Origin of the sequence: Streptomyces sp. NPDC002602 (assembly GCF_042889445.1) — a bacterium.
Classification (GTDB): domain Bacteria; phylum Actinomycetota; class Actinomycetes; order Streptomycetales; family Streptomycetaceae; genus Streptomyces.
In genome coordinates this window covers 57,464-80,681 of the sequence record NZ_JBIAQX010000021.1, presented here as the reverse complement: position 1 = coordinate 80,681, position 23,218 = coordinate 57,464, and the positions used below count along the sequence as shown (strand labels likewise).

Below are 23,218 nucleotides of genomic sequence, written 5' to 3'. Positions count from 1 at the left end.
TCCGGCATACCGGGTGAAAGGCTCCGTCAGGCGGTGGATCGACGTCGGTGCTCCCGCCGGCGGTTGCTGACCGTTTGCGGTCATGCCCAGGCGGCGGGCCTTAGTTGTCATCCTCCGACGCCTCGGCCCGGAGAGCCATGTCCCGCAGAACCTCAGCAGAGGTGACAGCCGGATCGTCCTCATCGTGCACCAAAGCGAGCTGTATGTAGGCCGAGGCGAATGCGGCAGCCAGCTGCGTGACGGCCATACCCATCTCGCGGCCGATCTGCTCGGCGATCTCTTCCAGGGAGTCGTCGCGCGATAGTTCGATCCTGGGCATCGCCTCAGTGAGGAACTGGCCAATCAGGTCGGTGCCTTCTGTACCGGGCACATCGGCGGAATCGGGCTGGTGGAAGTCTTCGTATGCCGCTGTCAGGATGGCTACGACCTTCTTTACGACCTCGTTCTGGTCCATCCCGGGAGCGTAGACCCAGCGCCTGACAACGTCGCCGTATGGACGGCCCGTGATCGGGCCGTGGCTGACGAAATCCGATGGCGGGTTTCGGGATGCGCGTACCGTGCAGGGGGTGACGGATGCGACTCGCGAAGACGATCTGTTGGCAGCCTTGCCGACCCTGTCCCGCAGGTTCGGGCTGGGCGAGGTTCGCAGCAGCGAGTACCTCGCTCATGGCCTGATGAACCGGAACTGGCGGCTGGAGACGAGTGCGGGGACATACGCGGTGAAGGAGATCACCGACGTGCCCCTGCCCAAGGTGCGAAGGAACCTCGCGGTCCTGGGGGACCTGGCACGCGGGGGCATCCCGGTGCCGGCTCCGCTGCTTGCTGATGACGGGGACCTCGTGACGGAGGTCGCGGGCCATGGCTACTGCGTTCTGCCCTGGATGGACGGCGAGCACGTTCAGGGGACCGACCTCACCCTTGATCAAACCCGCGATCTGGGTGCTGTACTGGCCCGATTGCACGAGGGCTTGCGTCGGCACGGGCCCGGCCCGGTCCCGGCGCAGGCGCCTGTTGCCAAGGTCCGCGCCGTGGCCGTGGCGGACCGGGACGCTGCCACCCTCCTGGGCCGCCTCCCGGCCGATCCGGCCACTGACTTCGACAAGGCTGCCACCGAGGCCTTGCACGGAAGGCGGGGTCTGCTCGCGCGGCACGCGGGCGCGCGGCCGGAGGGCGAGGTGCCGGCGGGGCCCCACGGGTGGACGCACGGTGACTTCCAGTACCGCAACTTGCTGCGGCAGGGCGGCCGGGTCGTGGCGGTCCTGGACTGGGACCGCCTCGGTGTCCGCCCGTACGGGGAGGAGGTGGCGCGGACCGCGCAGGTGCAGTTCGGGGTCGGTGGCGTCTTCGACCTCGGCCGTATCGCTGCCTTCTGCGCCGGCTACCGCTCAGTGATTGATCTGTCGGAGGGCGACCTTGCCGACGCGGTGAAGCGGCTGTGGTGGAAGCGGCTGACCGATTTCTGGCAGCTGGAGTTCTACCTCGACCGGCAGGACCCCACCTTCGGCGAGATGTTCCTGGCGGACGAGGCGCTGCTGAACTGGTGGACCGGCCACGCCGATGAGGTCCAGGCCGCCTACGCGTCCCGTTAGCCGGCAGCCGCTGCCGCCGGGATGAGTCCGGCGGCAGCCGGCTCGGGCAGGCACGGCCCGACCAGCGGAGTTGCTCGTGTCCGGGCCTTCACGCCAAGGCCGATCCGGTCGGCTGACTCGGTCGCCTGTACCCAGGCGTCCACATCGTCCGGATGCAGGATCACCCCGCCCTCCCCGACCGCCTCGGGAATGCCGCCCCGGGACGACCCGACCGTGGCCCCGCCGTGCAGTCCCGCCTCCACGATCACTCGCGGGAAGGCGTCCTCGACCTGTGAGGGAACCAGCAGCAGGTCACTCCCGGCGTACAGCGGGCCCATGGCGTAGGTGCGCGGCACCCGGTGGACGTTCGGATGGCCGGTGAACTCCCGGGCGGTGTCCCACCAGCCCTCCACCAGCGTGAACCGGCGGCCCGGGAGGCGGGCGATCAGCTGGTGGAGAAGAGCAGACCCCTTGGCGGGGATGGAGTTGACCATCAGCACACCGCCCGATTGGCGATCGGGCCCGGACGGCCCGGTGGGGAGGACCGGGCGGTCTTCCGCGGGGGCGAACGGCGGGTAGAAGACGATGGTCCGCGTCCCGGCGGGCGTCTGTGCCCGTCCGGTGACGAATTTCGACGTGGCGAGGGCGATGTGTGGGCCGCCGTGGAGGACGCCGTGGCTGTTGGCGGAGACCGAGTGCAGCCACCCTGCCACCTTGGACATGCGGCGGGCGAGGGCAGCGATGTCGGCCGCACCTTCCTGCGACGTCACCACCAACTCCGCTCGTTCCTCGCACAGGACGTCCCGCAGGGTCTTTTCCACGCGGTCCTGGGGCACGGCTCTACACGAGACGCCGTTCCACCGGTAGCGGACTTCTCCGCGGGCCTCCTCCCATGCGGTGTCGTGGGCAAGGAGATGCGCTCGCAGGTGTCCGACCTGGGCGGACCCGTTCCACGGTGCCTCGTGGCTGCCGAGGTAGACGACTCGCCACCCGGCCCGGACGAACCAACTACATGACCCGGGCCACGGGCATCCGTCGGGTGGTGGCCTGGTGACCGACACGAGCAACGGCGGAACTCCCATGGCCGATCAAATCCTCTTCCGCCCTTGGGGCGTCGTCGACCCGAGGTTCTGGGCGGGCGCGGAAGCCGACGAACCCGCCGCGGACTCCCCTGTCGAGGACTCCCCCGCCGAGAACACGGTTGCCGTTGACGACACGGCCACCGTGAGCGACGACATCGCCGGACAGATGGCCGAGATCCAGGCGGTCGCGGCCTCCGATCTCGCGCGGGCGAACATCCTCGCCGAGGAGCTCGACGCGACGACCACGGCCGCGCACGGCGAGGCGCACATCGAAACGATCCGGGTGCGGGAGGTCCGCGCCTACCTGACGCTTCTGACCGGTCACCACGAGAGCGCGGTGGCCTGGTACCTGCACGTGGTCCGCCTGCACGCCGGCCTCCACGAACCCGAACACCCGGAGACGGACCTCGCGGTCCGTCGGGCGTACGGCATGTGGAAGGCACTGCCCGCCCCGGACGCGGTTCGTGTCGCCGACGATCTCATCGAGGTCTTCGCCGAGGTGAAGGGCGCGGGAATCCGGGCGGTGACTCGGATGAGAGAGCATCTATAGCAGCTCCGGGAGACCGGCGACCCGTTCCTCGTGGCAGCGCCCGCTGAAGGCGGTGGCTCTGTTCGATCGGCGGCCGTCTCCCGTCCGACCTGAGTGGGCAGAAGCCGGATCCACGCAACGGGTCGTCGCCGGTGGTTCTCAAGGTCCCGGAGACCCGCAGCGCGCAGATCAAGAAGACGATCCCGGCGCTCGTTGCGTCGGCTTCCTAGGCCCCTTTGGCCACTTCATACGGATTAACGAACATGTCGGAGGACAACTGTGATTCTCTGGAAAGGATGACGGAGGTCACCTTCACCTTTTTGCGCATATTGACGGCTTGAGGCGATGAGAGACAGTCGACTTTCCCCACCGGGGTAGCATTCGCCTCTTCGAACGATCCGGGGAGACATTCGAGCTCGTGACCGGGACCCAACAATCCACAGGCTCCCTGCATGATTTCGAGGGAGCCACGATTGGAATCTGTCACTCCGACTACAGCGCTCCCGCCCCCTGCTGCACCAGGCATGTTGGGGTGAGCCTCGTAGTAGTTGCCTGAGTGAGCACCGCACCTACCGAATGCGTACGCGGGATCGCCGAACGAGGAAACAGGAGAGCGGTTGAGGACTACTTCTCCTACGGCAGATTTGAGTTTGGGGTGAAATTCCATGTTGTCCGCGAAGATCCCAACGGACAGCACTTCCCCGGACGACGGGTTGACGAGCAGCTGAATCCTCTCCCATTCCCGGTCGTACTGGTGGACAACGTTTCCGGAAGGCAAGGACCTGCTGTAATAGGGGCTTTCCTTCATGATCTGGGTGACCCGAGCGACTGTCTGACCAGGCCTTAGTTCCTCCATCAGCGCCTGCTCTTTTTCCATCGGAGATGGATTCGTGAAGAACTTGACGCCCAGCACGACTCCTGTGATCACCGCGATGAGCGCGGCCAAGGCTCCGAGCACCCGCTCCACCGTGTTCCAGTTCCGCCAGGAGTGTCGGCGCGACCAGGAGGAGCGTTCCTCCTGGTCGTTCAACTCGTCGTTCGACTCGTCGTTCGACTCGTCGTTCGCTGCCACGCGGACACCTCGATCACTGGTCGAACCCCCGGGGCCAGAATGACGCGCAGGTCGGCGGGGCGCAGTCGGGAGGGGGCGAACGAGGGAGAGTAGTTGCTTCGGGCCGCCATTCAGGCAGGAACTGCTTGGTGACGCCGCCGCCCGGGCGCGGTAACCGAGGGAATCGGGGTCCGCAGCCCGGCGTTGCCATACACATGGGCGATGCACCCGAATACGGTCATGACGCGTACGACACCGCGTTCGCAGCGGCCCACGCACGCCTCGCGGCCGACCGCGCCGACACCCTCGCCCGGACCGCGGCGCTGAGCCGCGACTTCGACGCGATCGTCGCGGCGAACGCCCTGGTCGCCGTTGACGACGAGCACGACCCCGAGGGAGCCGGCACCGCCTTCGAACGCGCCCATGTGGCAGCCCGATCGCACGGGCGCGCGAGCACCTCGCAGAAGTGGACCAGGCGCTGGAACGCCTCGAACGGGGCGCGTACGGGCAATGCGAGCTCTGCGGCCAGACGATCCCCGCCGAACGCCTGGAGATCCGCCCGGCGGCGACCACCTGCGTCCACTGCGCCCAGTCCGACCCTCGACGGCCGCCACGCCCTGCCTGACGGTTACGCCGCCTCGGTCACGTCTTCGGGCGGGGGCGTTCGACGGGCGAGATCGACACCCGTGCCGCCCCGCGACATTCCGCCGCAGAGCCGGGTGCCCCGTGTCATCTCCTTCGGATCACCGGATGGCGGCGCACTCCTCCGACGAACCCTCGGGTTCCCGCTGAGAACCCTTCAGTTCGCCTGAACCCACGGCGGAGTACGGAACGCGGGCCGTACCCATCGCCCGCCACCTCCGGCCGCAGATCGATCTTGGCTGATGCATCGTCAGTCACCCGGTCGCCCCAGTACGGTGTCAATCCAGCGGGCAACGCCACCGGGGGGCCGGAATGGACGACAGCGAGGCCGGAAAGGACCAGTCGGCCAACGGGCGGGCGGGCACCGGCAGCGACACCGAAGGCGCCGACCGGCTGCAGGCCGGACGGGAGCAGCTCGAGCTGGGCCGGTCGGACCGGGCCGAGGCGGCGTTCCGCGACGCCGCCGGGCTGTGTCGGGCTGCCGGGGACGGCCCGGGCGAGAGCGCCGCCCTGGCCGAGCTGGGCGAGTTGCTCTTCACCACCCGGCGGTTCGACGGGGCCGCCGAGGCCCTCCGGCGCGCGGCGGAGCTCCGCCGTGGTGACGACGACGCCGGACTGGAGGGCGTGACGCTGCTCAACCTCGGCAACGCCCTCCAGCAGACGCGTGAACTCACGGAGGCCGCCGAGGCACTCAGCCGGGCAGCCGAGCTGCTTCGCCTGGCCGGGGAGCATCACGACGAGCACATGGCCCTGACCGACCTCGGCGTGACGTTGCAGGTGCTCGGGCGTGCGGAGGAGGCGATCGAGATCCAGCACCTGGTCGTCGCCCACTTTCGGGAGGTCGGGGACGAGCACTTCCACGCCATCGCGATGTCCAACCTCGGCTTCGCGCTGGTCGCCGCGCGTCGCTTCGCGGAGGCAGAGGACGTCCTCACCGAGGCCGTGACCACCGCCCGGCGGATCGGCAGGCGCAGGGCCGAAGGCGTCGCCCTGCGCCTGCTGGCCCAAGCCCTGCGCGGTGCGTGCCGGTACGACGAAGCCCTCGCCATGCATCGCCAGGACATTGCCGCCGCCGAGGAGAGCGGCCACCTGCACGACCTGGGCACCGCCCGGAGCAGCCTGGGGCAGACCCTGGAGGAGCTGAGGCGCGGGCGCGCGGCCAGACGGGCGTACCTGCGCGCCGCCGTAGCCTTCCGGAATGCGGGTGACCCGGCCTCCGCGGCGGCGGCCGCGCACGGCGCCCGGCGGGCCTGGCTGGGCATCCCCGAACCGGACGGCGGTCCGCACGACCCGCACGACGACGTCCGGTGGCACGCGGCGGCCCGCGGCTACGCGGCTTTCGCCGCCGCGCTGGTTGCGGCGACGGCCGCCGGGCAGGTGTGGGGCGGACCGCTCGCCCTCATCGCCTCGGTGACCACCGGGGCGAGCGCCACGCTGGCGCTGGCCACGACGGTGGGCTTCGCCTGCTTCTCGGTCGGCCAGAACGCCGGGTTCGAGGTCGCCGCCCGGCTCGGCGCGATCGGCCTGGCCTTGATCTGGCTGGCCCTTTCTGTGCTGCTGCCGGTCGGTCTGGTGGTCTCGCTTTGCCTCGGGGCGCAATACCGGGACTGGACGGACGCCATCGGCGGCGTCCTACCGGCCTTCTTGGTCCTCGGCCTCCTCCAGCGCCGGGCCGTCATCCGCTCCAACCGGGCCTTCGACCCGGAGGGCTGAGTCCGGGCAGGCTCGGGGGCGAAGTCTGCGTCGGGCCGCTCCAGGGTGTGTTCGAGGGCCTTCGGCAAACCCATGAGCGACGCCACAGACCACCTCCGTGTCATCCCGGACTAACGCGATGGCCCGAGCGCCACCGCCACCCCTGTCAATCAACACCGCTCAGTTCGATTCCTCCACAGGCCAGATTCCTCTGTCGATCAACACCGCTCAGTTCGACACAGGCCAGACGCCTCCCGGTCTCGGTCTCGGTCTCGGTCTCGTGAACATCTGCCGTCCGCGTTCGGCTCTGGTGACGCTGGTGCATCCCTCGGCGAAGCGTCGTTCCAGGTAGGGCTTGTAGGGGTCCAGCCTGCTGGGCCGGGGCCGGTTGTCGCGGATGGTGTCCTGCCAGCGTGCGGCGTTCGCGTACCGGAGCACGGTGTTGAGGCCCAGCCCAGGTGCCGGGCGATCGCCCGGCGTGAGTGGCCCTGGGCCGGCAGCTCGTGGACCAGAGCATGTGCCGCCTTCTTCCGGTCGGCCCGCCGGCCGACGGGATCCGAGTCGCCCTTCGGCCGACCGAAAACCAGTCGGGTGGGCTCCGGCAGCGTGCCATTGGGCGATGGGTTGCGCAGGCAGTCGCGGTGTGCGGCGACGCAGGTCTCGACGGCCTGGCCGAGGCCCTGCCACAGGTGGAAGCGGTCAGCGACCTGCAGAGCGTCGGGGGCACCGCGCCGGGCGCCCTCTGCGTAGGCGCCGCCCCGGTCCCGGCAGATGATCTCCACGCCAGGGTGCCGGATCAGCCAGGCGGCCAGTGGCCCGGCCTCGCGAGTCGGGAGAACATCAACCACGCGGTGGTCTGACGCTGGTCAAGACCGTGGAGTAAGTCTGGCCACGACGGATCGCGAAACGTCCACGCCCAGCACCCGCGGAGTACTGAACCGCGGATCGGGCATGGCCACAACCCTGCGCAACAAGGTCATCCGTCCCGCTCCGAAACCCAGTTGGGCCGCCAGCCGGACGCCGGCCCGCCCGGCCAGCGCAAGGGCCACTCGCTCCAAGGATGACAAAGCTCTGCTCAGCGAGCGGGAGGTCCTTCAGCCTGCGCAGATATCGGTCGTGGACTCGGGCAGAGAAGCAGCCGCAGTCCGGACATGCGGAGCCGGCCACGCGGCCTCTTGCCACCACCTCGACGGTGTCGAACGCAGCCGTCACCGCCTCGACAATCCAACTCGTCGATCCCGTCGAACACCAGCGAGTCCCAGAACCGTGCATCGGTCTGCATGACCAGCACCATCACCGTTCGAGGCCAGCCGAAGCATCTACCGGCACAGACATGAGGGAGCGTCACTTCCGATGGTCGGACGAAAAGGCATACGCGGTCTCACGCGAACCGGCCCCTCGCAATCGAACATCGATGTGATGCTCCGCGACCGCTCCCCAAGATCTGTGCCGGAACCGAGAAATAGCAACGCCCGTCACGGGAGCGCACGAGTTGCAGGGCATATGGGACCGGCACGACCGGACGGCCGGGACATCGGCGTTGGTCGTCCTCAGTCAGCGATGGTTGGGGCTCAGCAGCGTGGCGGCCGCAGCGATGAAGGCGACGGATGCTTCCTTGGCCGCATGCCGCTGCGCGTCCAGCTCGGTCCGGTCGATGGCCTTGCGCAGTGCGTACGTGGCGTCTGCGGCCTGCTGGGCGGCGCCGACAAGTTCGGGAACCAGGACCTGAAGTCGGATGTGGGGCGCGGTGATTGCCGCGCGGGTGTCGTGGGACCTCGTCTGCGCCTCCAACTGGTGCTCGGCGCCTGCCTCGGCCAGGGCCAGACGCTCCCGATGGAACATTGCCGAGCGGTGTGCGTCCAAGGCGGCCGCGAAGTCGGTGACGGCGCCGAGCTGATCCTGGCGGTGGCTGTCGGCGCGCTCCTCAGCGCGTGCGGTGCGTGCCGAACGGTGCTGGAGGAGTCCGGCGGTCAGGGCACCGGCGAGGGTACCGAGTACGGCAACGATCGAAGTCCATATGGACATCAGGTATTGGGTCCTCTCGGGCAGTCGGTTTCCGTGGTGAGGCCGGCGGACAACGAAGCGCGCGACGGCGCCTTCAGTGGCGGGGTTACGCTTACGGCGCTCCGGACCTACCCCTGGCCGCCATGATCACTTGCCCGGAGCCGACCTGCACACGAGACGGCCGGAAGCACGTACCAGCGCGCTCCCAGAACTCAGCAACACGTCTTTCGTCACTGACGGGGCGTCTCCAGCGCTGACCAACAAACGTTTCTGGCTCTCGGCGACAAAGCCACACGGTCGAAGCCCTTGAGGACCGGGTCGAGTTCGGCCGCAGCTCCACACAGGGAGCACAGCCTCGCCCCCGGGTGCTGCGCGACGTCCAGGGCGTGCTCCAGGTGAGCACCGGCGTCCCGGCGGGCGCCTCCGCGCAGTCGACGGCGTGGACGGTGCCCCGGGCGGGCCTGCGGCCGCCGGCCTTCGCCAGGACCCATCCGGACGGGCGGCGCGGCCCCAGCTCCCGCTCAACGAGCGAGCCCGGCTCCAGGTACTCCACGGGCACGCCTCGCGCGGGCGGAGCGGAAGGTGTTCAGAGGACCTGCATCCGATCGTCGCTGAGGCCATCACCGAGTCCTGTTTCACGGAATGGGGCACCCGGACCGCCGGCCTGCGCGCGGATTTCACACACGTTCTGTGCATGGCATTCCGGTTCTGACACGGCAGAATTCCGGGGCTGTTATAAACCATATTCGCGAGCCGAAGCTGGATGGTTGTCACCACGGCAGGCTTGTCGTCGCCGAACGGTGTGTGCGTGGAGCCGGCCGTGAACCTGCGTCGCTCACGCACAGGCTGTCTTTCTCGATGTTCGGGATCAGTCCTCGCCGGCCGGAGTGATGGCTGTGCGCAACAAGGCGGCCATCGATCGGCCGGCCACCCGCAGCGGTTCTGGATCTCGGGCAGCCCGGCTGAGCATGAAAGCACCCTCCAGCATCATGATCATCGAGTACGCGAGGGACTGCGCCGTCCTCGGCTCGGTCACCCAACGGCCGAACCACTGCGTCGCCGTGCCGACCCACTCCTCGAAAACCTCCGCCGTCGCGATGCGCAACACCTCATTGCTGTTCGCGACCTCCAGGGCCACCGTCCCGATCGGGCACGCGTCGGCATAGTCGGCCGCAGCAAGGTCATCTGCAGCAGCTTCGAACGCGCGCACGAGAGACTCCATCGGGTCGGGCACGCTGTCCAGCAGGGCCAGGACCATTCGGCCGTACTCGGTTCCGGATGTGCGGATCATGTCCTCGGCCAGTTGCTGCTTGCCGCCGGGGAAGAAATGGTAGATCGAGCCGAACGGCGCGTCCGCCTCCATGGCGATCCGCTTCAGGCCGGTGGCCGAGTAGCCGTGTCGGCGGAACAGCACCGTGGCGGCCCTCTGGATTCTTGCTCGCGTGTTCGACTCTCCCATTGCCCCTCACCCCTTTCTCCGCCAAGATTACAGTAGAACGATCTATCAAGTGAGGGGCTGGGATGCCGAGGATCGAGTTGTCGTCCGGACCGATCGACTACCAGGACACCGGCGGTGAAGGGCCTGTGCTGGTCCTCGCCCACGGTTTACCGATGAACGAGACTCAGTGGCGCAAGGTGGTCCCGTTGTTGGACGGATACCGCTGCGTCCTGCCCACGCTGCCCCTGGGCGGTCATCGTCAGCCGATGAACCCGGATGCCGATCTGTCCCAGCGCGGTGTTGCCCTCCTCTTGGGCGAGTTCATCGCGGGGCTCGGTCTGGACCGGGTGACCCTCGTCCTCAATGACTGGGGCGGTGGACAGTTTCTGGTGTCGGAAGGGCAGGACCGGCGCATCGCCCGCCTGGTGCTGGTGGCCTGCGAGGCCTTCGACAACTTTCCTCCGGGGCCGGCCAAGGCCATGGCACAGGTGTGCAGGATTCCCGGCGGCGTCTGGCTGCTGACGCGGCTCATGCGCGTTCCCGCCTTCCGCCACAACCGGGGCGGATACGGCGGGATGAGCCTGTCTGGAGTCCCCGACGAGATCATGGACGACTGGTTCGCGCCCGCCACCCACAGCAGGGCCATCCGCAGGGACTTCGCCAAATTCGCCACCGGGGCACCCGGACGCGAGACCCTGCTCGCCTGGAGCGATCGACTGCGTGAGTTCGACCGCCCGGTTTTGGTCGTTTGGGCGACCGAGGACCGCTTGATGCCGCGTGAGCACGGCCCCCGGCTGGCCGAGCTGTACCCGCAGGGCCGGCTGGTCGAGATCGCCGACTCGTCCACCCTCATCCCCGAGGACCAGCCAGAACGACTCGCCCAAGTGCTCACCGACTTCCTGACCCAAACCGGAGCGGAACCGGTCCGAAGGGTCTCCTGAGCGCGGGCGGCAGGCGGATGCGACAGCCGCTACCACCCTCCCATCGATGTCGATGTCGATGTCGATGTCGATGTCGATGTCGATGTCGAAACCGCAGCCGGGCCCGGTGCCGCTTGGCGCCGCGTGAAGTGACGCATCGGATCACCCGTCAGCGCCGGCGCGCGTACGAGGTACCGTACCGAGCAGGACGCCTCGTCCCCCATCAGCCCCCACCAGACCGTCCATTGCCCCGGAGAGACCGAGGCCGCCGCGCTTCAGCGGCTGAAGCAGGCAGTGTGTCCGCCGTCCTGGAATCGGTCGTCTGTGACAGTTGCGCGGCGTACGACTGTGGCCTCCGCCCGGTCCGAGCGAAGCCGCTAGGGGTCGGAGACCGACGGATCGTCGCTCTGGTGCGCGGGGTCACCTCGGACCGCTGCTGCGCATTGCCCTTGCTGCCGCGCGTGAGGTTCTTGACCCTCACGTGGCGTCAGGCTGCATAGTCGGTGCCGTGGAAGATCACTGGACCGTGGGACGCGTGGCCAAGCTGGCCGACGTGAGCGTCCGCACGCTGCATCACTATGACGAGATCGGGCTCGTGCGTCCGTCGGCGCGGACCGCGGGTGGGTACCGGGCCTACTCGTCGGGTGACATGGAGCGGCTCAGGGAAGTGCTGGCCTACCGACGGCTGGGCTTCGGTCTGCGGGAGGTTGCGGACCTGGTCGGCGACTCGTCCACCGACGCGGTGGCGCACCTGCGCCGACTGCGCGGCCTGCTACTGGAGCGGCGTGATCGCGCTGACGCCATGGTGGCGGCCATTGACAGGGAACTTGAGACACGGGCGAAGGGGCTGAAGGTGACACCGGAGGAGCAACTGAAGATGCTCGGTGCACGGCTGTACGACGCGATCGGCGGCGCGTACACCGCGACACGGCGTACCGAGCCGCGGATCGCCGCGCAGATCTTGGACGCGCTCGGGGACGCGCAGACGGTGTTGAACGTCGGGGCCGGCACCGGCTCCTACGAGCCTGCTGATCGCGACGTGACCGCGGTGGAGCCATCGGCGGTCATGCGGCGGCAGCGCCCTGCCGGCTCGGCGCCGTGCGTGGCCGCCGCCGCGGAGAGCCTGCCGTTCGAGGACCACTCCTTCGACGTCGCGATGGCCGTCTCCACCGTTCACCACTGGGGAGATCCGATAGCGGGGCTGCGCGAGATGCGGCGCGTGGCCCGCCGTGTGGTGGTGCTGACGTTCGACACCGACGAGCCCGGATGGCAGGACCGGTTCTGGCTTACCCGCGACTACCTGCCCGAGTTCACCTCCGTCCTCTCAGGATTTCCCTCGCTTGCCGGGATGGCCGACGCCATCGACGCCCGCGCCGAGCCGGTGCCCATCCCGTGGGACTGCGCTGACGGCCTGTTCGAGGCTTACTGGCGCCGACCGGAGGCGTATCTGGAGGATCACGTGCGGCGTGCGATGTCGGTGTGGACGAGGGTCGGGCCAGAGGCCGAGCAGCGGGCGGTACGAAGCCTCGGCGACGACCTCGACTCCGGCCGGTGGGCCGAGCGCAACAGCGACCTCGCAGACCTCGACACGGCAGACCTCGGCCTCCGCCTGCTCAGAGCCTGAGTCGCCGCGGCCCGCGCGTCTTGTGGGTCCGTGATGAGTTCGGGTGGAGGATCAACCGCTGCGGGCGCGGCTCGTCCCGCCCGGTCAACGGATGCCGGCAGGACCGCCCCTGCGCCTCGGCACACCGCACTCGCCTCACGCTCACCCGTCCCCGCCCCGGATACGGCGTACGGGCCCCTCCCCCGCCGGTCCCGTACGGGACACGTCTGCCAGGTTCGGCGCAATCCAACTGCCCCGACCCGGGCCGCTGCGGATGCACTGGGGGCACCTACTGTTACTCAGGCGCGAAGGGCCCTCCATCTTGATGGAGGGCCCTTCGTCTTGATGGAGGGCCCTTCGTCTTGTCCTGCTCCCGCCCAGGTCAGGCGACCTGGAGCTTCGGGCGGCCGGTCGGGGCCGGCGGGGCCTGGTGGTACGTCGGCAGCTTCAGGTTGGGGAGGTCCCCGGCCTGGATGCGGACGAGGGCCGTGCGGAACGCCGCCTCCATCATCTCGGGGCTTTCGTACCTCGCCGCGAGCGGGTGCAAGTCGGTAGGAGTTGCCGTTGCGTTCCTCGCTGCGCGACAGCAACTGCCATGCCTCGCGGCGTCTCCACGGCCTGCACCGGAGCCGCTCTGACGGTGACAACCCGAGCCTCCGCCCCGGTGCGGCGCCTGACCGACTGCCGTCGGGACGCCGGGCTCGTGCTGCCGACAACGCTCGGTGGACGGCAGGCCGGCGTACACCGTCACGCAGCGCTTTCCGGGGCGCGCGCACGCCTGTTGGTCAGCTTGGTCAGCGCGCACGTACGCCGCGACCTGGTCGACACCAAGCTGTCCTGGGACCTGGCCGTCGACGAGGACGAGCGCCAAGTCTTGCTTGGCACTCCAGCCGTAGATCGTGAATTTCATGCCCGAGTGGCTTGTCGACGGTAGTGGCCGGCCCGCGATCAGGCCTGGTGGCGGCGCCGCCAGTCGGACCAACCGATCCGGTGGGCGGGCATCGTGGTCGGATCGGACAACGAGTGTCATGAACAGGCGCTGGATCTCGTTGCAGGTGAGCGGAATGAGGGCATCGGGTGCGGGGCGGGTGCGCTCGTCTGCGCCTACGACGCTGCCCAGTCGTAGAGACGGTGGCCCTTGGCCCCGACCCCTGCGGAGAGCTTCTGCCAGGTCCGCTTGGGCACCTTCTTCGTCAAGGTGTCCGCCCGGAACCTCCCCGCCTCGGTGGCAACTTCGTGCGTGCAGGCCACCGCGAGGAGGTATCCGGTGCCGCGTTCCTCCAGTGCGGTTCGCAGCTTGAGGTTGCCGCCGTAGACCTCGTCGCCGGCAACCCATGCGGCCTGGTGGCCGGCGTCCAGGAACCGGGCACCCATACGAGTGGCCAGTTCCGGCTTGGTGGCGAAAGCGGTGTCCTGGTCGAGTCCGGCATCCCGGCAGCGGTCAGGGCCGGAGGTCCATGAACGCGGGACGTACAGCTCCCGGTCCACTGCCGCGTGCCCGCGCCGGCCGGCGTAGACCAGGTAGACGGCGACCTGGGCATTTTCGATCCTGCCCGCGGTACCGGTGTACCACCGCTGGACGCCGACCGTGTCGGTGCCCTTCTTCACGTCCCCGGTCTCGTCGACCACCAGTACCGCCTGGTCGTCGTGCAGGTGGTCCAGCACGTAGTCACACACATCGTCGCGGACCCGGTCGGCGTCCCGCTCGGCCCGACCGAGCAGGTGCTGCATGCCGTCCGGGGTCCTCTCCCCGGCCCATTCGGCGATGGTCCAGCAGTTCTTGCGCGGCAGGTCCGACAGCAGTCCGAGCACCAACTTCCGTACCCGGAAACGGGGTTCGACCCGTGTGAACCGTCCCGCTCTCCGGCTCATCCGGCTCCTCGAACGCCGCCTGCCGGCGGGCAGGGTCTACGCTGTGACGTGCGGTCACCGCGTGATCGTTTGTCTTCACACACCGATGATCAACGGGTGGCCGCACCCGTCTCCACAGCGCGTCGGGGTCGCGCAGCGTCCGCCCGCCGTTCCTGTGTCAGGAGAACATGTGCAACGTGGCGAAGTCTGGTGGGTGGAGTTCGACGAGCGGCGGCCGGTCGTGCTGCTGTCGGGAGACGACGCGTCCGGGATCCGGGTGATGCAGGTCGTCGCTCGGGCGGGTGTCGACATCACCGGTCTGGGCGTCGAAGTGGCAGTAGGCGCCGTGGAAGGACTGCCCTTTGAAGGCGTGCTGCGGTTCGCGTTGCCGCGTCCGGGCTTTACCCCTTGCACGTGGCTGACCACCGTGTCCCGGGACGACCTGATCGAGCGAGCGGGCGTTCTGTCCTCCGCGAAACTCAGCGAGGTTGAGAACGCCCTCCGTCTCGGTGAGCAGGCGAAGGAGTGGACCCCGGCGACGACCGCGAAGCTCAGCGAGATAAGGAACGCCCTGCGTCTCGGTGGGCTCGGGTAGGCGGAAAGGGAACGGACGCCCGCGACGGCGTGGTCGGTCTCGTCCAGATGATCGAGACGGATCGCCGCGGCGCTGCACAGCCTGCTCACCGATCCCGGCCACGGTCCGGTCCTGGTCCTGGTCCTGGTCCTGGGCACCTTGTGGAACGAGTTCGCCGACAGGTACGCGGCCCTGCCCATCCCCGGCCGGCCGGACCCGCACAGTCGCGTCCGCGAGATCCTCGCGGGGTGCCTCCTCGCGGCTCCCGACACCTTCGACGAGGAAGGAAGCCCTGTCCTTCGCGGCGGCTCTCGCCAAGAGCGGCGACGCCTTTCCGGAGGACGCTCTGGGCCGAGCCAAGGCTCACGGGCACCTCGCCCAGGATCTCGCCGGGGCCCCCGAGTTGCAGCGCCGGTACGAGAACGGCACGCCCGTGCCCCGGGCGCTGCTGGAGGCCGCGATGGACGCCCGGCGTCTGAGTGTCGGGCTCCGCCTCCCACAGAGCTTCCTCACCGAAGCGGCGGTCGACTACCTCAGCGATCACGACTACGACCGCCTCGGCGACGATTGGCCCGCGCACGCTTACACGGAGCTCGCCCGAAGCGTCCACGGGCATCAACCCCCGCTCTACGAAAGCGCCCTCAGGCCGGTACGTCGTCCGGCCAGCGCCGCTCCCGACACAGCGATCGTTCCTGGGCTCACTGCTCTGGCAGGGCCGCTGACGCGACTCGCCGACTACCTCGAACGGCACGGGCGTCTCTCTCCCGCGCCACAGACGGCCTCAGCGGCTGTGCCCCCGCTTGGTGACGGCATCGGCCCGCGTTCTGCTGCGGCTTGCGGCTTGCGGCTTGCGGCTTGCGGCTTGCGGCTTGCGGCTTGCGGCTGACCGTCGTCGACGAAGCGAGCACCGGAGCGGAGCGTAGGGCACAGCCGAGCCGTGGAGGCTGCAGGTGCAGGCAGACGCCAGGCACCTTTCCGCATGGACGGATCCTCTGGAGGCGTCTCACCTGCATGAACGCAAGCTCGGGCCGTGAGTGCGGTTCTGGTTGCCGCTCAGGAGGGGTGCTGCGACACGCCGTTGGCTTCTGATGCTTGCGTGGGGGGTGGTGTTTGTGGCAAGCGCGCGCTCTGGAAGGGCGTCTCACCGACGGGGGGCGCACTCTGACCGTCGTCCAGCAGGAGGGGGCCGGGGCGACGGTTCCCCCGACCTCCCAACGGCTGCACGCCATCAGGGAGCAACTCGAATCCTACGCTGGACGGGTGACGGATTCAGGGCACCGACCGGTACCCCTTCCGCGACCACCCCCGCGACACTCCGAACTGGCCAACAACCCGGCGGGATGCCGGTCATCGGGAGTTGGACGAGAAGCCCTCCACATCGTCCCAGGTCAGAGCCGCATGTCGAGGTCACGTGGGGCAACCTGCCTGGAGGCTCCGTGCAGGAAAGTGTGTCGCACGTCATGGCCGACTCGCCATCGGAATCGCGAAGGCAGTTCAACGTCAAAGAGGTAGTGACGACGTGCCCTTCGGCGCAACGAACGCCGATGCACTCCATCGAGTCCCCCTTTCCTGAAGCCGTTCAGGCGCTCCTACCTGGCCCCTCTTGATGGCATCGGACACCAACTCCGCATTGAAGGGTCTACTCCGGGCCGTCGAGCCTCTGCTCGGCGGGGCGGGGCGCTGCGAAGTGCCTGCGATGAGCTGGTACTGGGGGCTGGTCTTCGCGAGGCGGTGGTGTCGGGGCACATCCGCACGGTGACCTTGGACTTGTCCCAACCCCCTTCCCCTGCCCGTCTATCGGCCTGCCAGCGGGTCGTGATCCAATGGCGTGATGGCATGGGATGAATGGGACAGCGCGAAAGCCCAACGGCAACCGTCGATGCGGCTCAACCACCTGCCGGGCGGCCCAGGGGGCGGCGGGCAGGACGACCTCGTGGTGAACCAGGACGACCTCGGCGGTGTCGGCCATGAGGCCTTCATGCTGCACAGCCAGTTGCACAAGGAGGCTGACATCGCCGGCGCCGGCGCCGACAAGGAGGGGGCCGGCTCCACGATGCAGGCAGCAGCAGCCTTGAAGGGAAGCAGCTTCGGCCTCGGGGATGAACTGCAGACGACGGTGTCCGTATGGACCTCGCAGGTCAAGAGCGTCCTTCAGGCCTGTGCGCACGTATCGAACCACCTGGGCTACTCGAAGAAGGCACACGCCGAGGACGACGCCGCGATCGCCGCGTCTCTCCGGAACCGGGACGGCTCGGCCGTGCCCGTTTCCCGCCTCACCGAGTACTTCAAGTAGGGGAGAAACACATCATGAACTACACCGAGCTCATGGAAGTCGACCTCGGCAAACTCGGGACGGCTGTTGCCGACTGGAAGCGCGTGGCCGGGGAGATGCAGCGGCTCGGCGGCGAGGCCCGCGACGGTATGAAGGCGAAGGCTGACAAGGCCCGTTGGGAGGGCGTCAACGCGGGCGTGACCCGGGACTTCGTCGGCAAGACGGTGAAGGAGTTCGCGGACCTCCACGCGGAGGCGCAGAGCATCTTCAGTGTCCTCGATGACGCGCACACCGAGCTGAAGAGCATCCAGCAGCAGGCCAGGAGTGTGACCGCCGAGGCCAAGGAGAAGGGCTTCAGCGTCACCGGGCGCAAGGACGGAACCGTAGTGATCGCGGACGCCCTCATCTGCGAGGTGGATGGGCCCGGGCAGAGAAAACGCGAGATGATGCAGTGGTACGCCGACACACTGACCGGGATCGTGAGCCACGCCCTCGAGGTGGACGCAGCTGCGGTACGGGCGCTGCGCGCGAGCCATGGCGGTGATCCGACCAACGCCGGCCACGCCTCGTACACATCGCTCGACCAGGACATGCTGCCCCGCGCCCTGAAACTCGCCGGTCGGGGAGAAGACGCCAACGACAAGCAGCGCGCGGAGCTGCGGCGGCTGTGGCAGTCCCTGAGTCCCGAAGCCCGGGCGCAGCTGTGGACACAGCACAAGGACGACCTGCTGGCGGCCGGCCTGTTGACCCCTTCGGTCAAGCGGGTGGCCGCTGACGACGGGGCGGGACCGTACGACGTCGATTCACCCGGCTTCGGGGACTACTGGAAGGAGTTCCAGGCCAACGGGATCTCGAACAGCGGTGACTTCATCGGGAAGACGGATGCAGCCCGGCACATGGACCACTATCTGAACGGGACCGGCAAGACCCTCGACCTCGATGTCGACAGGATGCTGGGCGACGAGGATGACACGGTCCTGCGTGACGTGTCGGCGGCGACGCGCGCCAAGCAGGAGGACGAATGGCGCCGCCAGGCTCTGGACGCCTTCGCGCAGTCGGGCGGCAAGCCCGTTGCGATCCCCGTGGAGACCACGGGTGAGGGATACACCCACGACAGAGGCCCGGACGGCACAGCAAACTGGTACCTGGCCGTGGGCGGCGCCATGACGAACACCACGGGTGTCGTGACAGCGGTGCCGGGCCCGGACGGCAATCCGCAGGTCAGCATCGACTATCAGGTCAATGTGTGGGACCGGTACAACTGGGACCCCGGGAAGTTCACGCCCATCGGTCCGACCACGGTGACCGACGCCGATATGGCTCGAATGCACACGACGGGACAGGCCAGGGAATTCGACATGAGGGGGAGCAGTTCGGTGTTGCAGCACGACATGAATTCGGGCGGCGCCTGGCCCGATCCGAAGGAATCGGGACGGGACGGCACACGTACCGACATTGGCCGGAACGGGGACGCCCGATGAGCTTGGAGCCACGAAGCAGGTGGCGTCCGGCGCTGGTCGGCGGGGTGGCCATGCTCACCGGGCTGGTGGCCGGGTGCTCGGGGGCGACGGGGAACGGCACCCCGGCGGCGGACCGCTCATCGAGGCAAGTGTCGCACTGGGTGGACGGGGCCACCGTGGAGTCGGTCGCCAAGACGTTGCATGTGCAGCTGCCTGCGGCGGCAACCGAGGCGAAGGCGGCGCACTTGGAGGGGCTGCAGGACGACGGCCTGATCATGGCGTTCGTCCTCCCCACGGGCGAGGTGGACAAGTTCGTCGCACAGCTGAAGCCGGAGGAACCGCTCAGCCTGCGGGAACAGCCACTCGCCCGCAACGCGAACCCATCGACGCCGTTCTCGCACCTGGGGTTGCCGGAGCCGGATCTGCTGGCAAGGGTCCGCGAAGGTCAGGTGTGTGCGCCGTGCGAGGACAACCTCAACTGGCTGAAGGTCGCGGTGGCGCAGGTCGACAACCGAACCAGCCGGGTCTATCTCAGCGGCGTCGACTGAGCTTGTCGTTTATCCACCGACGTCGAACTGGGATCGAACTTGTTCGGAGTTTCCCCAGTTCACGGGACGTGCGAGGGGCCGGGCCCCGATCCTGTGCTCAGGGTTGATGCAGTGCGGAGGCCGGGATCGTGGGACTGGTTGAGCAGAGCGTTCAACGAGACGCGTTGTCGAGGGTGTCGGAGTTCCGGACTGCGCTGTACGCATGCCTGACGTCGCGGACGGATGCTCTGTTCGACCGGGGCCGGATCGACGTCGGCCGGCTTCGTCGCGTGCTGGCGGGCGTGCCGTTGCCCCGGGCGAGCGACGGCTTGGTGTTGGCCGTGGACGTTTCCCCGTGGCTTCGGCCGAATGACGATACCTGCTCGGACCGCTCCTTCTGCCACACCTTCGGCCACGGCCTGGGCAAGCACCAGATGGCCCGGCCGGCCCTACTCGATCGTTGCCGCGCTGGAGACGGACCGCACTTCATGGACCGCGCTGCTGGACGCGATCCGGCTGGAACCCGGCGCCGACTTGGCCACGGTCACCGCCGGCCAGGTCCGCGACGTCGTCGAACGCCTCGTGGAAGTCGGCCAGTGGCAGGCAGGGGCGCCGAACGTCCTGGTCGTCCTCGACGCCGGCTACGACGCGCCCCGCATCTCCCACCTCCTGAGTGATCTGCCGGTCGAAGTACTGGGTCGCCTGCGCTCGGACCGGGTCATGCGCAGGGCGGTCCCGGTGCGGCCCCGGCCGCCGGCTCGGCTCAAAGAACCGGTGGCCCGCCGCCCGCTACGACGTTGGACGCGTCCTCGCCACCGGCGAGTCCTACACCCGACCCGAGCCGCCGGGTCCGCAACCGGGTGGAGTGCCCCATCTGGAGGAGAAGGCCGGCGCAATTTACGACCTGGCCCGCGACGAGCAGGTGGCCGCGGCGGTAACCACCGAGCTCCTGCGCCGGCCGGCGGTGGCAGGGCAGGTCAGCGCCGGTCTCCTTCGTCGGCCGGACGTCGCGTTCAAAGCGATGTCCGACGACCGGGCCCGGCACGAGGTCAGTCACGCACAGGTCGAGCGGGGCCGTCAGGCCCGCGAGCACTTCGAAGGCACCAGCCCGGTCGCGCCGGCGGTCCGCCATGTCGAGCGGACCCACCACCGGCGAGGTGGTGCCGATGCTGCAGGTCGCCCCGTCCAAGACGGATTCGGAGCGCCTCCTGCTGGTCTGAAGTCGCCGCGATCGAGACGACTCTGGCCGCCGCCCAGAAGCTGGAGGCCATGCGCGACCGTGCGGTCCATCGGTCCATCGTCCACCTCGGCATGCCCGATATCCGCAGCAGCGTTGGTCGCACTACTCCGGAGCTGTGACAGCTACGGCCGCGCAAGCCGGTCACGCTGATCCGTGATGACGCGGCTGCCCCTCTTGACTACCGGATTTCCGTCGAGACCGGGTCAAGGAAGAAGAGGCACTGCTTCGCGTTGAATTCGCCCACCTCGGCTACGAAGCGGAACTTGTCGCCCGCGCGGACGGTGGCGGGGATCTCCGTGCCGGTCAGTTTCAGGTCGAGGACGTTGACGTCCTCGTACTTGAAGGCCGGGCCGGCCCCCGTCTTCGGTCCCTGGTCGCCCGGGCCCAGGAGGAAGTCGTAGCGGGTGTCGTGGTCACCGTGGGGCGCCATGTGCACGATCGAGCCGTCGAAGGCGACCGTCTTGCCCTTGTACTTGGTCGCGAAGTCCGGGTTCACGCTGTCGCAGGAATCCAGCGTCTTCAGCAGCGCCGCGAACTCCCGGTTGTTCTGAGGCGTGATCACCTCAGCGGCAGCCGACCCGGGCGCGGTCGGAGTCGACGTGGTGGAGGGTTATGCGCTCGCAGTGACCGCCGTCGGCTTGTTCGACTCGTCCTTCTTCTCACCTCCGTCCTCGAGTGCCGCGGCTACGCCGATGACGATGGCCAGGATCACGAGGCCGCCGACCGCGGTGCCGATCAGGAGCCGCGGCAGGGGCTTCTTCGGCCGGCGGAAGTCGAGGGTGGAGCGCAGCATGCCAGTGGCCTGTTCGACGAGCTCCCAACCGTCCTTCTGCATCTTCGAGATCACCAAGCCGTCGGTGCCGCGAACTGTCTGCACGGTCTTGTACTCGTACTTGATCTCGTCGGCCATGCGGCTCCGCGCCCCCTGAATGAAGTGTTCAGACCAACTGCCTCGCGAGCATAGGCGACTCGAGGAACCAGGGATGGCCCGGCGAGGTCGCTGCGATCGAGGCCACGTTCGGCTCGAAGATCCACTTGATCACCGAGCGGACGGGTCTGCCCCCTTTCCGTCGGCATCTCGGGCGCGAACCTGCACGACAGTCAGGCTCTCGAGCCCCTGGTCCGCGGCATACCGCCCATCCGCTCCCGACGCGGACGCCGACGACGCAAGCCAGGCAAGCTCCACGCCGACAAGGGCTACGACCATGCCCACCTGCGACGATGGTTACGCGGACGTGGCATCAAGCACCGCATCGCCCGCAGCGGCATCGAGTCCTCACGACGGCTCGGCCGCCACCGATGGGTCGTCGAAAGAACCGTGTCCTGGCTCGCCGGCTGCCGCCGACTGCACCGCCGCTACGAACGCAAGGCCGAGCATTTCCTCGCCTTCACCAGCATCGCCTGCACCCTCATCCGCCACCGCAGCCTCGCCAAATGAGATGACGTCTAAGGCCGTCGAGGGTCTGGAACTCTTCCACCGCACGCTACCTCCCGCACGATTTCCCGCCCCACACCACGGTCTACGGATACTTCAAGGAGTGGGAACGAGACGGCACGACTGAGGAGATCCACGACGCGCTCCCTGACCAACTACGGGCGAAGAAGGGCCGCGGAATGCTGCCCGCCGCAGCGATCGTGGACGCCCGGTCGGTCAAGGCTGCCCCGAACGCCTCTGAAGAATCGCGGGGCTTCGACGGAGGCAAGAAGGTCAAGGGCCGCAGGCGGCGCGTGGCCACCGGCTCCCTTGGCCTCCTCCTCGTTCTGATCGTCACCGCCGCGCGACCGGTCACGCGCGATGATCCACTGGGCCATGGTCAACTCCATGACCACCCGCCTGACCGCTAACCCAGACAGAACCAGGCAATACCTCCGCCCGAAACCCCTCGCGCAAGCCTAAAACGGTATCGAACACCCTCCAAGGGCGTGCAGGTCCTTAACTCGTGGCTTTCCATTGGGTGGTTCGCTGGTCTGGCATGAGCGGGTTGGATAGGCAACGGGCCGTGCTGGCTGCCAAGTTCGCGGTGATTCGATTCCGTCGCACCTCGACGAGCGGCAGCGTCGTCTGTTGATGGGGGCGGAGGCCCAGTCTCTCGGCCACGGCGGGATCAGAGCAGTCGCCCGTGCCGCCGGAGTCCGCGAGGCCACCGTGTCTGCCGGAGTACGGGAACTCGACTCCGGAGAGACATCGTTGAGACGCATCCGGCGACCCGGTGCCGGCCGCAAACTCGTCGCCGAGCGGAACCCGGCCGTTCGGGAGGCACTGCTCACGCTGGTCGAGCCCGATGTCCGCGGAGATCCCATGTCACCGCTGCGCTGGACCACCAAATCCACCCGCAGGCTCGCCGAACAGCTGCCCCGGCAGGGCCACAGGATCTCCGCGGACACGGTGGGCGACCTCCCGCGCGAGGAGGGCTTCAGCCTGCAGAGCAACGCCAAGACGCTCGGAGGCAAGCAGCACCCCGACCGGGACGAACAGTTCCGCTACCTCAACGAGCAGGCCCGCGACCACCAGGACTGCGGGGCTCCCGTGATCAGCGTGGAGACCAACAAGAAGGAACTGGTCGGCCCCTTCAAGAACAACGGCCGTGAACGGGAACCGGTAGGCGAGCCGGTGCGAGTCGACACCCACGACTTCCCCGACCACGAGCTGGGCAAGGCGGTGCTCTACGGCATCTACGACATCGCCGCGAACACCGGCTGGGTCAACGTGGGCACCGACCACGGCACCGCCACTTCGCCGTCGCGCTGATTGCGAGCGCATGCGG

21 protein-coding genes and 6 pseudogenes are annotated in these 23,218 nt (G+C 68.4%); 15 read left to right on the top strand and 12 right to left on the bottom strand.

The genetic code is table 11. The annotated features are described in order from the left end of the window. Nucleotides 1-100: 100 nt before the first annotated feature. Nucleotides 101-454 (bottom strand): hypothetical protein, encoded by a 354-nt coding sequence (locus ACFYW3_RS34785; RefSeq protein ID WP_351750307.1) that lies wholly within the window; start codon nucleotides 452-454, stop codon nucleotides 101-103. Nucleotides 455-506: 52 nt separating this feature from the next. On the opposite strand from ACFYW3_RS34785, the gene ACFYW3_RS34780 reads away from it, so the two are divergent. Then, nucleotides 507-1,589, top strand: a complete 1,083-nt coding sequence (locus ACFYW3_RS34780) for a phosphotransferase (protein WP_389388455.1) — start codon at nucleotides 507-509, stop codon at nucleotides 1,587-1,589. Here ACFYW3_RS34780 and ACFYW3_RS34775 read toward each other — a convergent pair. Further along, entirely contained in the window at nucleotides 1,586-2,389 is an 804-nt protein-coding gene (locus ACFYW3_RS34775; protein WP_389388440.1) for a glycosyltransferase, read from the bottom strand. The genes ACFYW3_RS34780 and ACFYW3_RS34775 overlap by 4 nt on opposite strands. A 259-nt stretch (nucleotides 2,390-2,648) precedes the next feature. Between ACFYW3_RS34775 and ACFYW3_RS34770 the strand changes: the two genes are divergently transcribed. Continuing rightward, nucleotides 2,649-3,200 carry a hypothetical protein gene (locus tag ACFYW3_RS34770; protein ID WP_389388439.1) on the top strand — a complete coding sequence of 184 codons (552 nt, stop codon included), beginning with the start codon at nucleotides 2,649-2,651 and terminating at the stop codon, nucleotides 3,198-3,200. A 205-nt stretch (nucleotides 3,201-3,405) separates the two neighbouring features. Here the strand turns inward: ACFYW3_RS34770 and ACFYW3_RS34765 are convergent, their stop codons facing one another. Together ACFYW3_RS34765 and ACFYW3_RS34760 are read right to left on the bottom strand one after the other, a co-directional pair. Continuing rightward, nucleotides 3,406-4,251 (bottom strand): hypothetical protein, encoded by an 846-nt coding sequence (locus ACFYW3_RS34765; RefSeq protein WP_389388438.1) that lies wholly within the window; start codon nucleotides 4,249-4,251, stop codon nucleotides 3,406-3,408. Nucleotides 4,252-4,361: 110 nt separating this feature from the next. Beyond that, a complete protein-coding gene (locus ACFYW3_RS34760) occupies nucleotides 4,362-4,655 on the bottom strand; it encodes a hypothetical protein (protein ID WP_351750458.1) in 294 nt (97 codons plus the stop codon). Here ACFYW3_RS34760 and ACFYW3_RS34755 point away from each other — a divergent pair. Beyond that, nucleotides 4,554-4,855 (top strand): annotated as a pseudogene (locus ACFYW3_RS34755) (TraR/DksA family transcriptional regulator). The gene ACFYW3_RS34760 and the pseudogene ACFYW3_RS34755 sit on opposite strands and share 102 nt — an antisense overlap. Nucleotides 4,856-5,184: 329 nt before the next feature. Further along, a complete protein-coding gene (locus ACFYW3_RS34750) occupies nucleotides 5,185-6,585 on the top strand; it encodes a tetratricopeptide repeat protein (protein WP_389388437.1) in 1,401 nt (466 codons plus the stop codon). A gap of 197 nt (nucleotides 6,586-6,782) precedes the next feature. On the opposite strand, the gene ACFYW3_RS34745 is transcribed toward ACFYW3_RS34750, so the two are convergent. The 4 genes and pseudogenes from ACFYW3_RS34745 to ACFYW3_RS34730 form a co-directional block, all read right to left on the bottom strand. Further along, nucleotides 6,783-7,412 (bottom strand): transposase, encoded by a 630-nt coding sequence (locus tag ACFYW3_RS34745; RefSeq protein WP_389388436.1) that lies wholly within the window; start codon nucleotides 7,410-7,412, stop codon nucleotides 6,783-6,785. Nucleotides 7,413-8,118: 706 nt separating this feature from the next. Then, on the bottom strand, nucleotides 8,119-8,589 hold the full coding sequence (locus ACFYW3_RS34740; protein ID WP_351750313.1) for a hypothetical protein: 471 nt from the start codon (nucleotides 8,587-8,589) through the stop codon (nucleotides 8,119-8,121). A gap of 209 nt (nucleotides 8,590-8,798) precedes the next feature. Further along, nucleotides 8,799-9,127 (bottom strand): annotated as a pseudogene (locus tag ACFYW3_RS34735) (DUF6233 domain-containing protein); the annotation flags it as partial. A gap of 309 nt (nucleotides 9,128-9,436) precedes the next feature. Continuing rightward, nucleotides 9,437-10,027, bottom strand: coding sequence for a TetR/AcrR family transcriptional regulator (locus ACFYW3_RS34730; protein ID WP_389388435.1), 591 nt, complete (start codon nucleotides 10,025-10,027; stop codon nucleotides 9,437-9,439). A gap of 62 nt (nucleotides 10,028-10,089) precedes the next feature. Between ACFYW3_RS34730 and ACFYW3_RS34725 the strand changes: the two genes are divergently transcribed. Together ACFYW3_RS34725 and ACFYW3_RS34720 are read left to right on the top strand one after the other, a co-directional pair. Beyond that, nucleotides 10,090-10,947, top strand: coding sequence for an alpha/beta fold hydrolase (locus ACFYW3_RS34725; RefSeq protein ID WP_389388434.1), 858 nt, complete (start codon nucleotides 10,090-10,092; stop codon nucleotides 10,945-10,947). 505 nt (nucleotides 10,948-11,452) lie between these two features. Next, complete coding sequence (locus ACFYW3_RS34720) at nucleotides 11,453-12,550, top strand: MerR family DNA-binding transcriptional regulator (protein ID WP_389388454.1); 1,098 nt, start codon at nucleotides 11,453-11,455, stop codon at nucleotides 12,548-12,550. A 361-nt stretch (nucleotides 12,551-12,911) separates the two neighbouring features. On the opposite strand, the gene ACFYW3_RS34715 is transcribed toward ACFYW3_RS34720, so the two are convergent. Both ACFYW3_RS34715 and ACFYW3_RS34710 read right to left on the bottom strand, forming a co-directional pair. Then, a complete protein-coding gene (locus ACFYW3_RS34715) occupies nucleotides 12,912-13,076 on the bottom strand; it encodes a hypothetical protein (protein WP_351750316.1) in 165 nt (54 codons plus the stop codon). Between the two features lie 401 nt (nucleotides 13,077-13,477). Next, nucleotides 13,478-14,401, bottom strand: a pseudogene (locus ACFYW3_RS34710) (IS701 family transposase). Between the two features lie 169 nt (nucleotides 14,402-14,570). Between ACFYW3_RS34710 and ACFYW3_RS34705 the strand changes: the two are divergent. From ACFYW3_RS34705 to ACFYW3_RS34680, 6 genes and pseudogenes are all read left to right on the top strand, one after another. After that, entirely contained in the window at nucleotides 14,571-14,975 is a 405-nt protein-coding gene (locus tag ACFYW3_RS34705; protein ID WP_351750318.1) for a type II toxin-antitoxin system PemK/MazF family toxin, read from the top strand. Nucleotides 14,976-16,785: 1,810 nt separating this feature from the next. Then, nucleotides 16,786-17,247, top strand: coding sequence for a hypothetical protein (locus ACFYW3_RS34700; protein WP_389388433.1), 462 nt, complete (start codon nucleotides 16,786-16,788; stop codon nucleotides 17,245-17,247). Between the two features lie 14 nt (nucleotides 17,248-17,261). Further along, complete coding sequence (locus ACFYW3_RS34695; RefSeq protein WP_351750320.1) at nucleotides 17,262-18,707, top strand: hypothetical protein; 1,446 nt, start codon at nucleotides 17,262-17,264, stop codon at nucleotides 18,705-18,707. A gap of 44 nt (nucleotides 18,708-18,751) precedes the next feature. After that, nucleotides 18,752-19,234 (top strand): hypothetical protein, encoded by a 483-nt coding sequence (locus ACFYW3_RS34690; protein ID WP_351750321.1) that lies wholly within the window; start codon nucleotides 18,752-18,754, stop codon nucleotides 19,232-19,234. Nucleotides 19,235-19,428: 194 nt separating this feature from the next. Then, a pseudogene (locus tag ACFYW3_RS34685) lies at nucleotides 19,429-19,987 on the top strand (transposase); the annotation flags it as partial. Beyond that, the gene (locus ACFYW3_RS34680; RefSeq protein ID WP_389388432.1) at nucleotides 19,887-20,603 is read left to right on the top strand and encodes a DUF6192 family protein; all 717 of its coding nucleotides are present in this window, start codon (nucleotides 19,887-19,889) and stop codon (nucleotides 20,601-20,603) included. The pseudogene ACFYW3_RS34685 and the gene ACFYW3_RS34680, both read left to right, overlap by 101 nt. A gap of 28 nt (nucleotides 20,604-20,631) precedes the next feature. On the opposite strand, the gene ACFYW3_RS34675 is transcribed toward ACFYW3_RS34680, so the two are convergent. Continuing rightward, a complete protein-coding gene (locus ACFYW3_RS34675; protein WP_389388431.1) occupies nucleotides 20,632-21,015 on the bottom strand; it encodes a DUF4839 domain-containing protein in 384 nt (127 codons plus the stop codon). 48 nt (nucleotides 21,016-21,063) lie between these two features. After that, complete coding sequence (locus ACFYW3_RS34670) at nucleotides 21,064-21,363, bottom strand: hypothetical protein (protein ID WP_389388430.1); 300 nt, start codon at nucleotides 21,361-21,363, stop codon at nucleotides 21,064-21,066. A gap of 110 nt (nucleotides 21,364-21,473) precedes the next feature. On the opposite strand from ACFYW3_RS34670, the pseudogene ACFYW3_RS34665 reads away from it, so the two are divergent. The 3 genes and pseudogenes from ACFYW3_RS34665 to ACFYW3_RS34655 all read left to right on the top strand — a co-directional run. Further along, nucleotides 21,474-21,891, top strand: a pseudogene (locus ACFYW3_RS34665) (IS5 family transposase); the annotation flags it as partial. 176 nt (nucleotides 21,892-22,067) lie between these two features. Next, the gene (locus ACFYW3_RS34660; RefSeq protein WP_351750323.1) at nucleotides 22,068-22,298 is read left to right on the top strand and encodes a hypothetical protein; all 231 of its coding nucleotides are present in this window, start codon (nucleotides 22,068-22,070) and stop codon (nucleotides 22,296-22,298) included. Nucleotides 22,299-22,426: 128 nt separating this feature from the next. Further along, a pseudogene (locus tag ACFYW3_RS34655) lies at nucleotides 22,427-23,184 on the top strand (ISAzo13 family transposase); the annotation flags it as partial. Nucleotides 23,185-23,218 lie beyond the last annotated feature (34 nt).

Bases quoted from the DNA above. Each gene is read 5' to 3' on its own strand.
- ACFYW3_RS34785 (WP_351750307.1), bottom strand. From the start codon at position 454: ATGGACCAGAACGAGGTCGTAAAGAAGGTCGTAGCCATCCTGACAGCG.
- ACFYW3_RS34770 (WP_389388439.1), top strand. From the start codon at position 2,649: ATGGCCGATCAAATCCTCTTCCGCCCTTGGGGCGTCGTCGACCCGAGG.
- ACFYW3_RS34760 (WP_351750458.1), bottom strand. From the start codon at position 4,655: ATGGGCGCGTTCGAAGGCGGTGCCGGCTCCCTCGGGGTCGTGCTCGTC.
- ACFYW3_RS34750 (WP_389388437.1), top strand. From the start codon at position 5,185: ATGGACGACAGCGAGGCCGGAAAGGACCAGTCGGCCAACGGGCGGGCG.
- ACFYW3_RS34740 (WP_351750313.1), bottom strand. From the start codon at position 8,589: ATGTCCATATGGACTTCGATCGTTGCCGTACTCGGTACCCTCGCCGGT.
- ACFYW3_RS34730 (WP_389388435.1), bottom strand. From the start codon at position 10,027: ATGGGAGAGTCGAACACGCGAGCAAGAATCCAGAGGGCCGCCACGGTG.
- ACFYW3_RS34725 (WP_389388434.1), top strand. From the start codon at position 10,090: ATGCCGAGGATCGAGTTGTCGTCCGGACCGATCGACTACCAGGACACC.
- ACFYW3_RS34700 (WP_389388433.1), top strand. From the start codon at position 16,786: ATGGCATGGGATGAATGGGACAGCGCGAAAGCCCAACGGCAACCGTCG.
- ACFYW3_RS34695 (WP_351750320.1), top strand. From the start codon at position 17,262: ATGAACTACACCGAGCTCATGGAAGTCGACCTCGGCAAACTCGGGACG.
- ACFYW3_RS34670 (WP_389388430.1), bottom strand. From the start codon at position 21,363: ATGGCCGACGAGATCAAGTACGAGTACAAGACCGTGCAGACAGTTCGC.
- ACFYW3_RS34660 (WP_351750323.1), top strand. From the start codon at position 22,068: ATGCTGCCCGCCGCAGCGATCGTGGACGCCCGGTCGGTCAAGGCTGCC.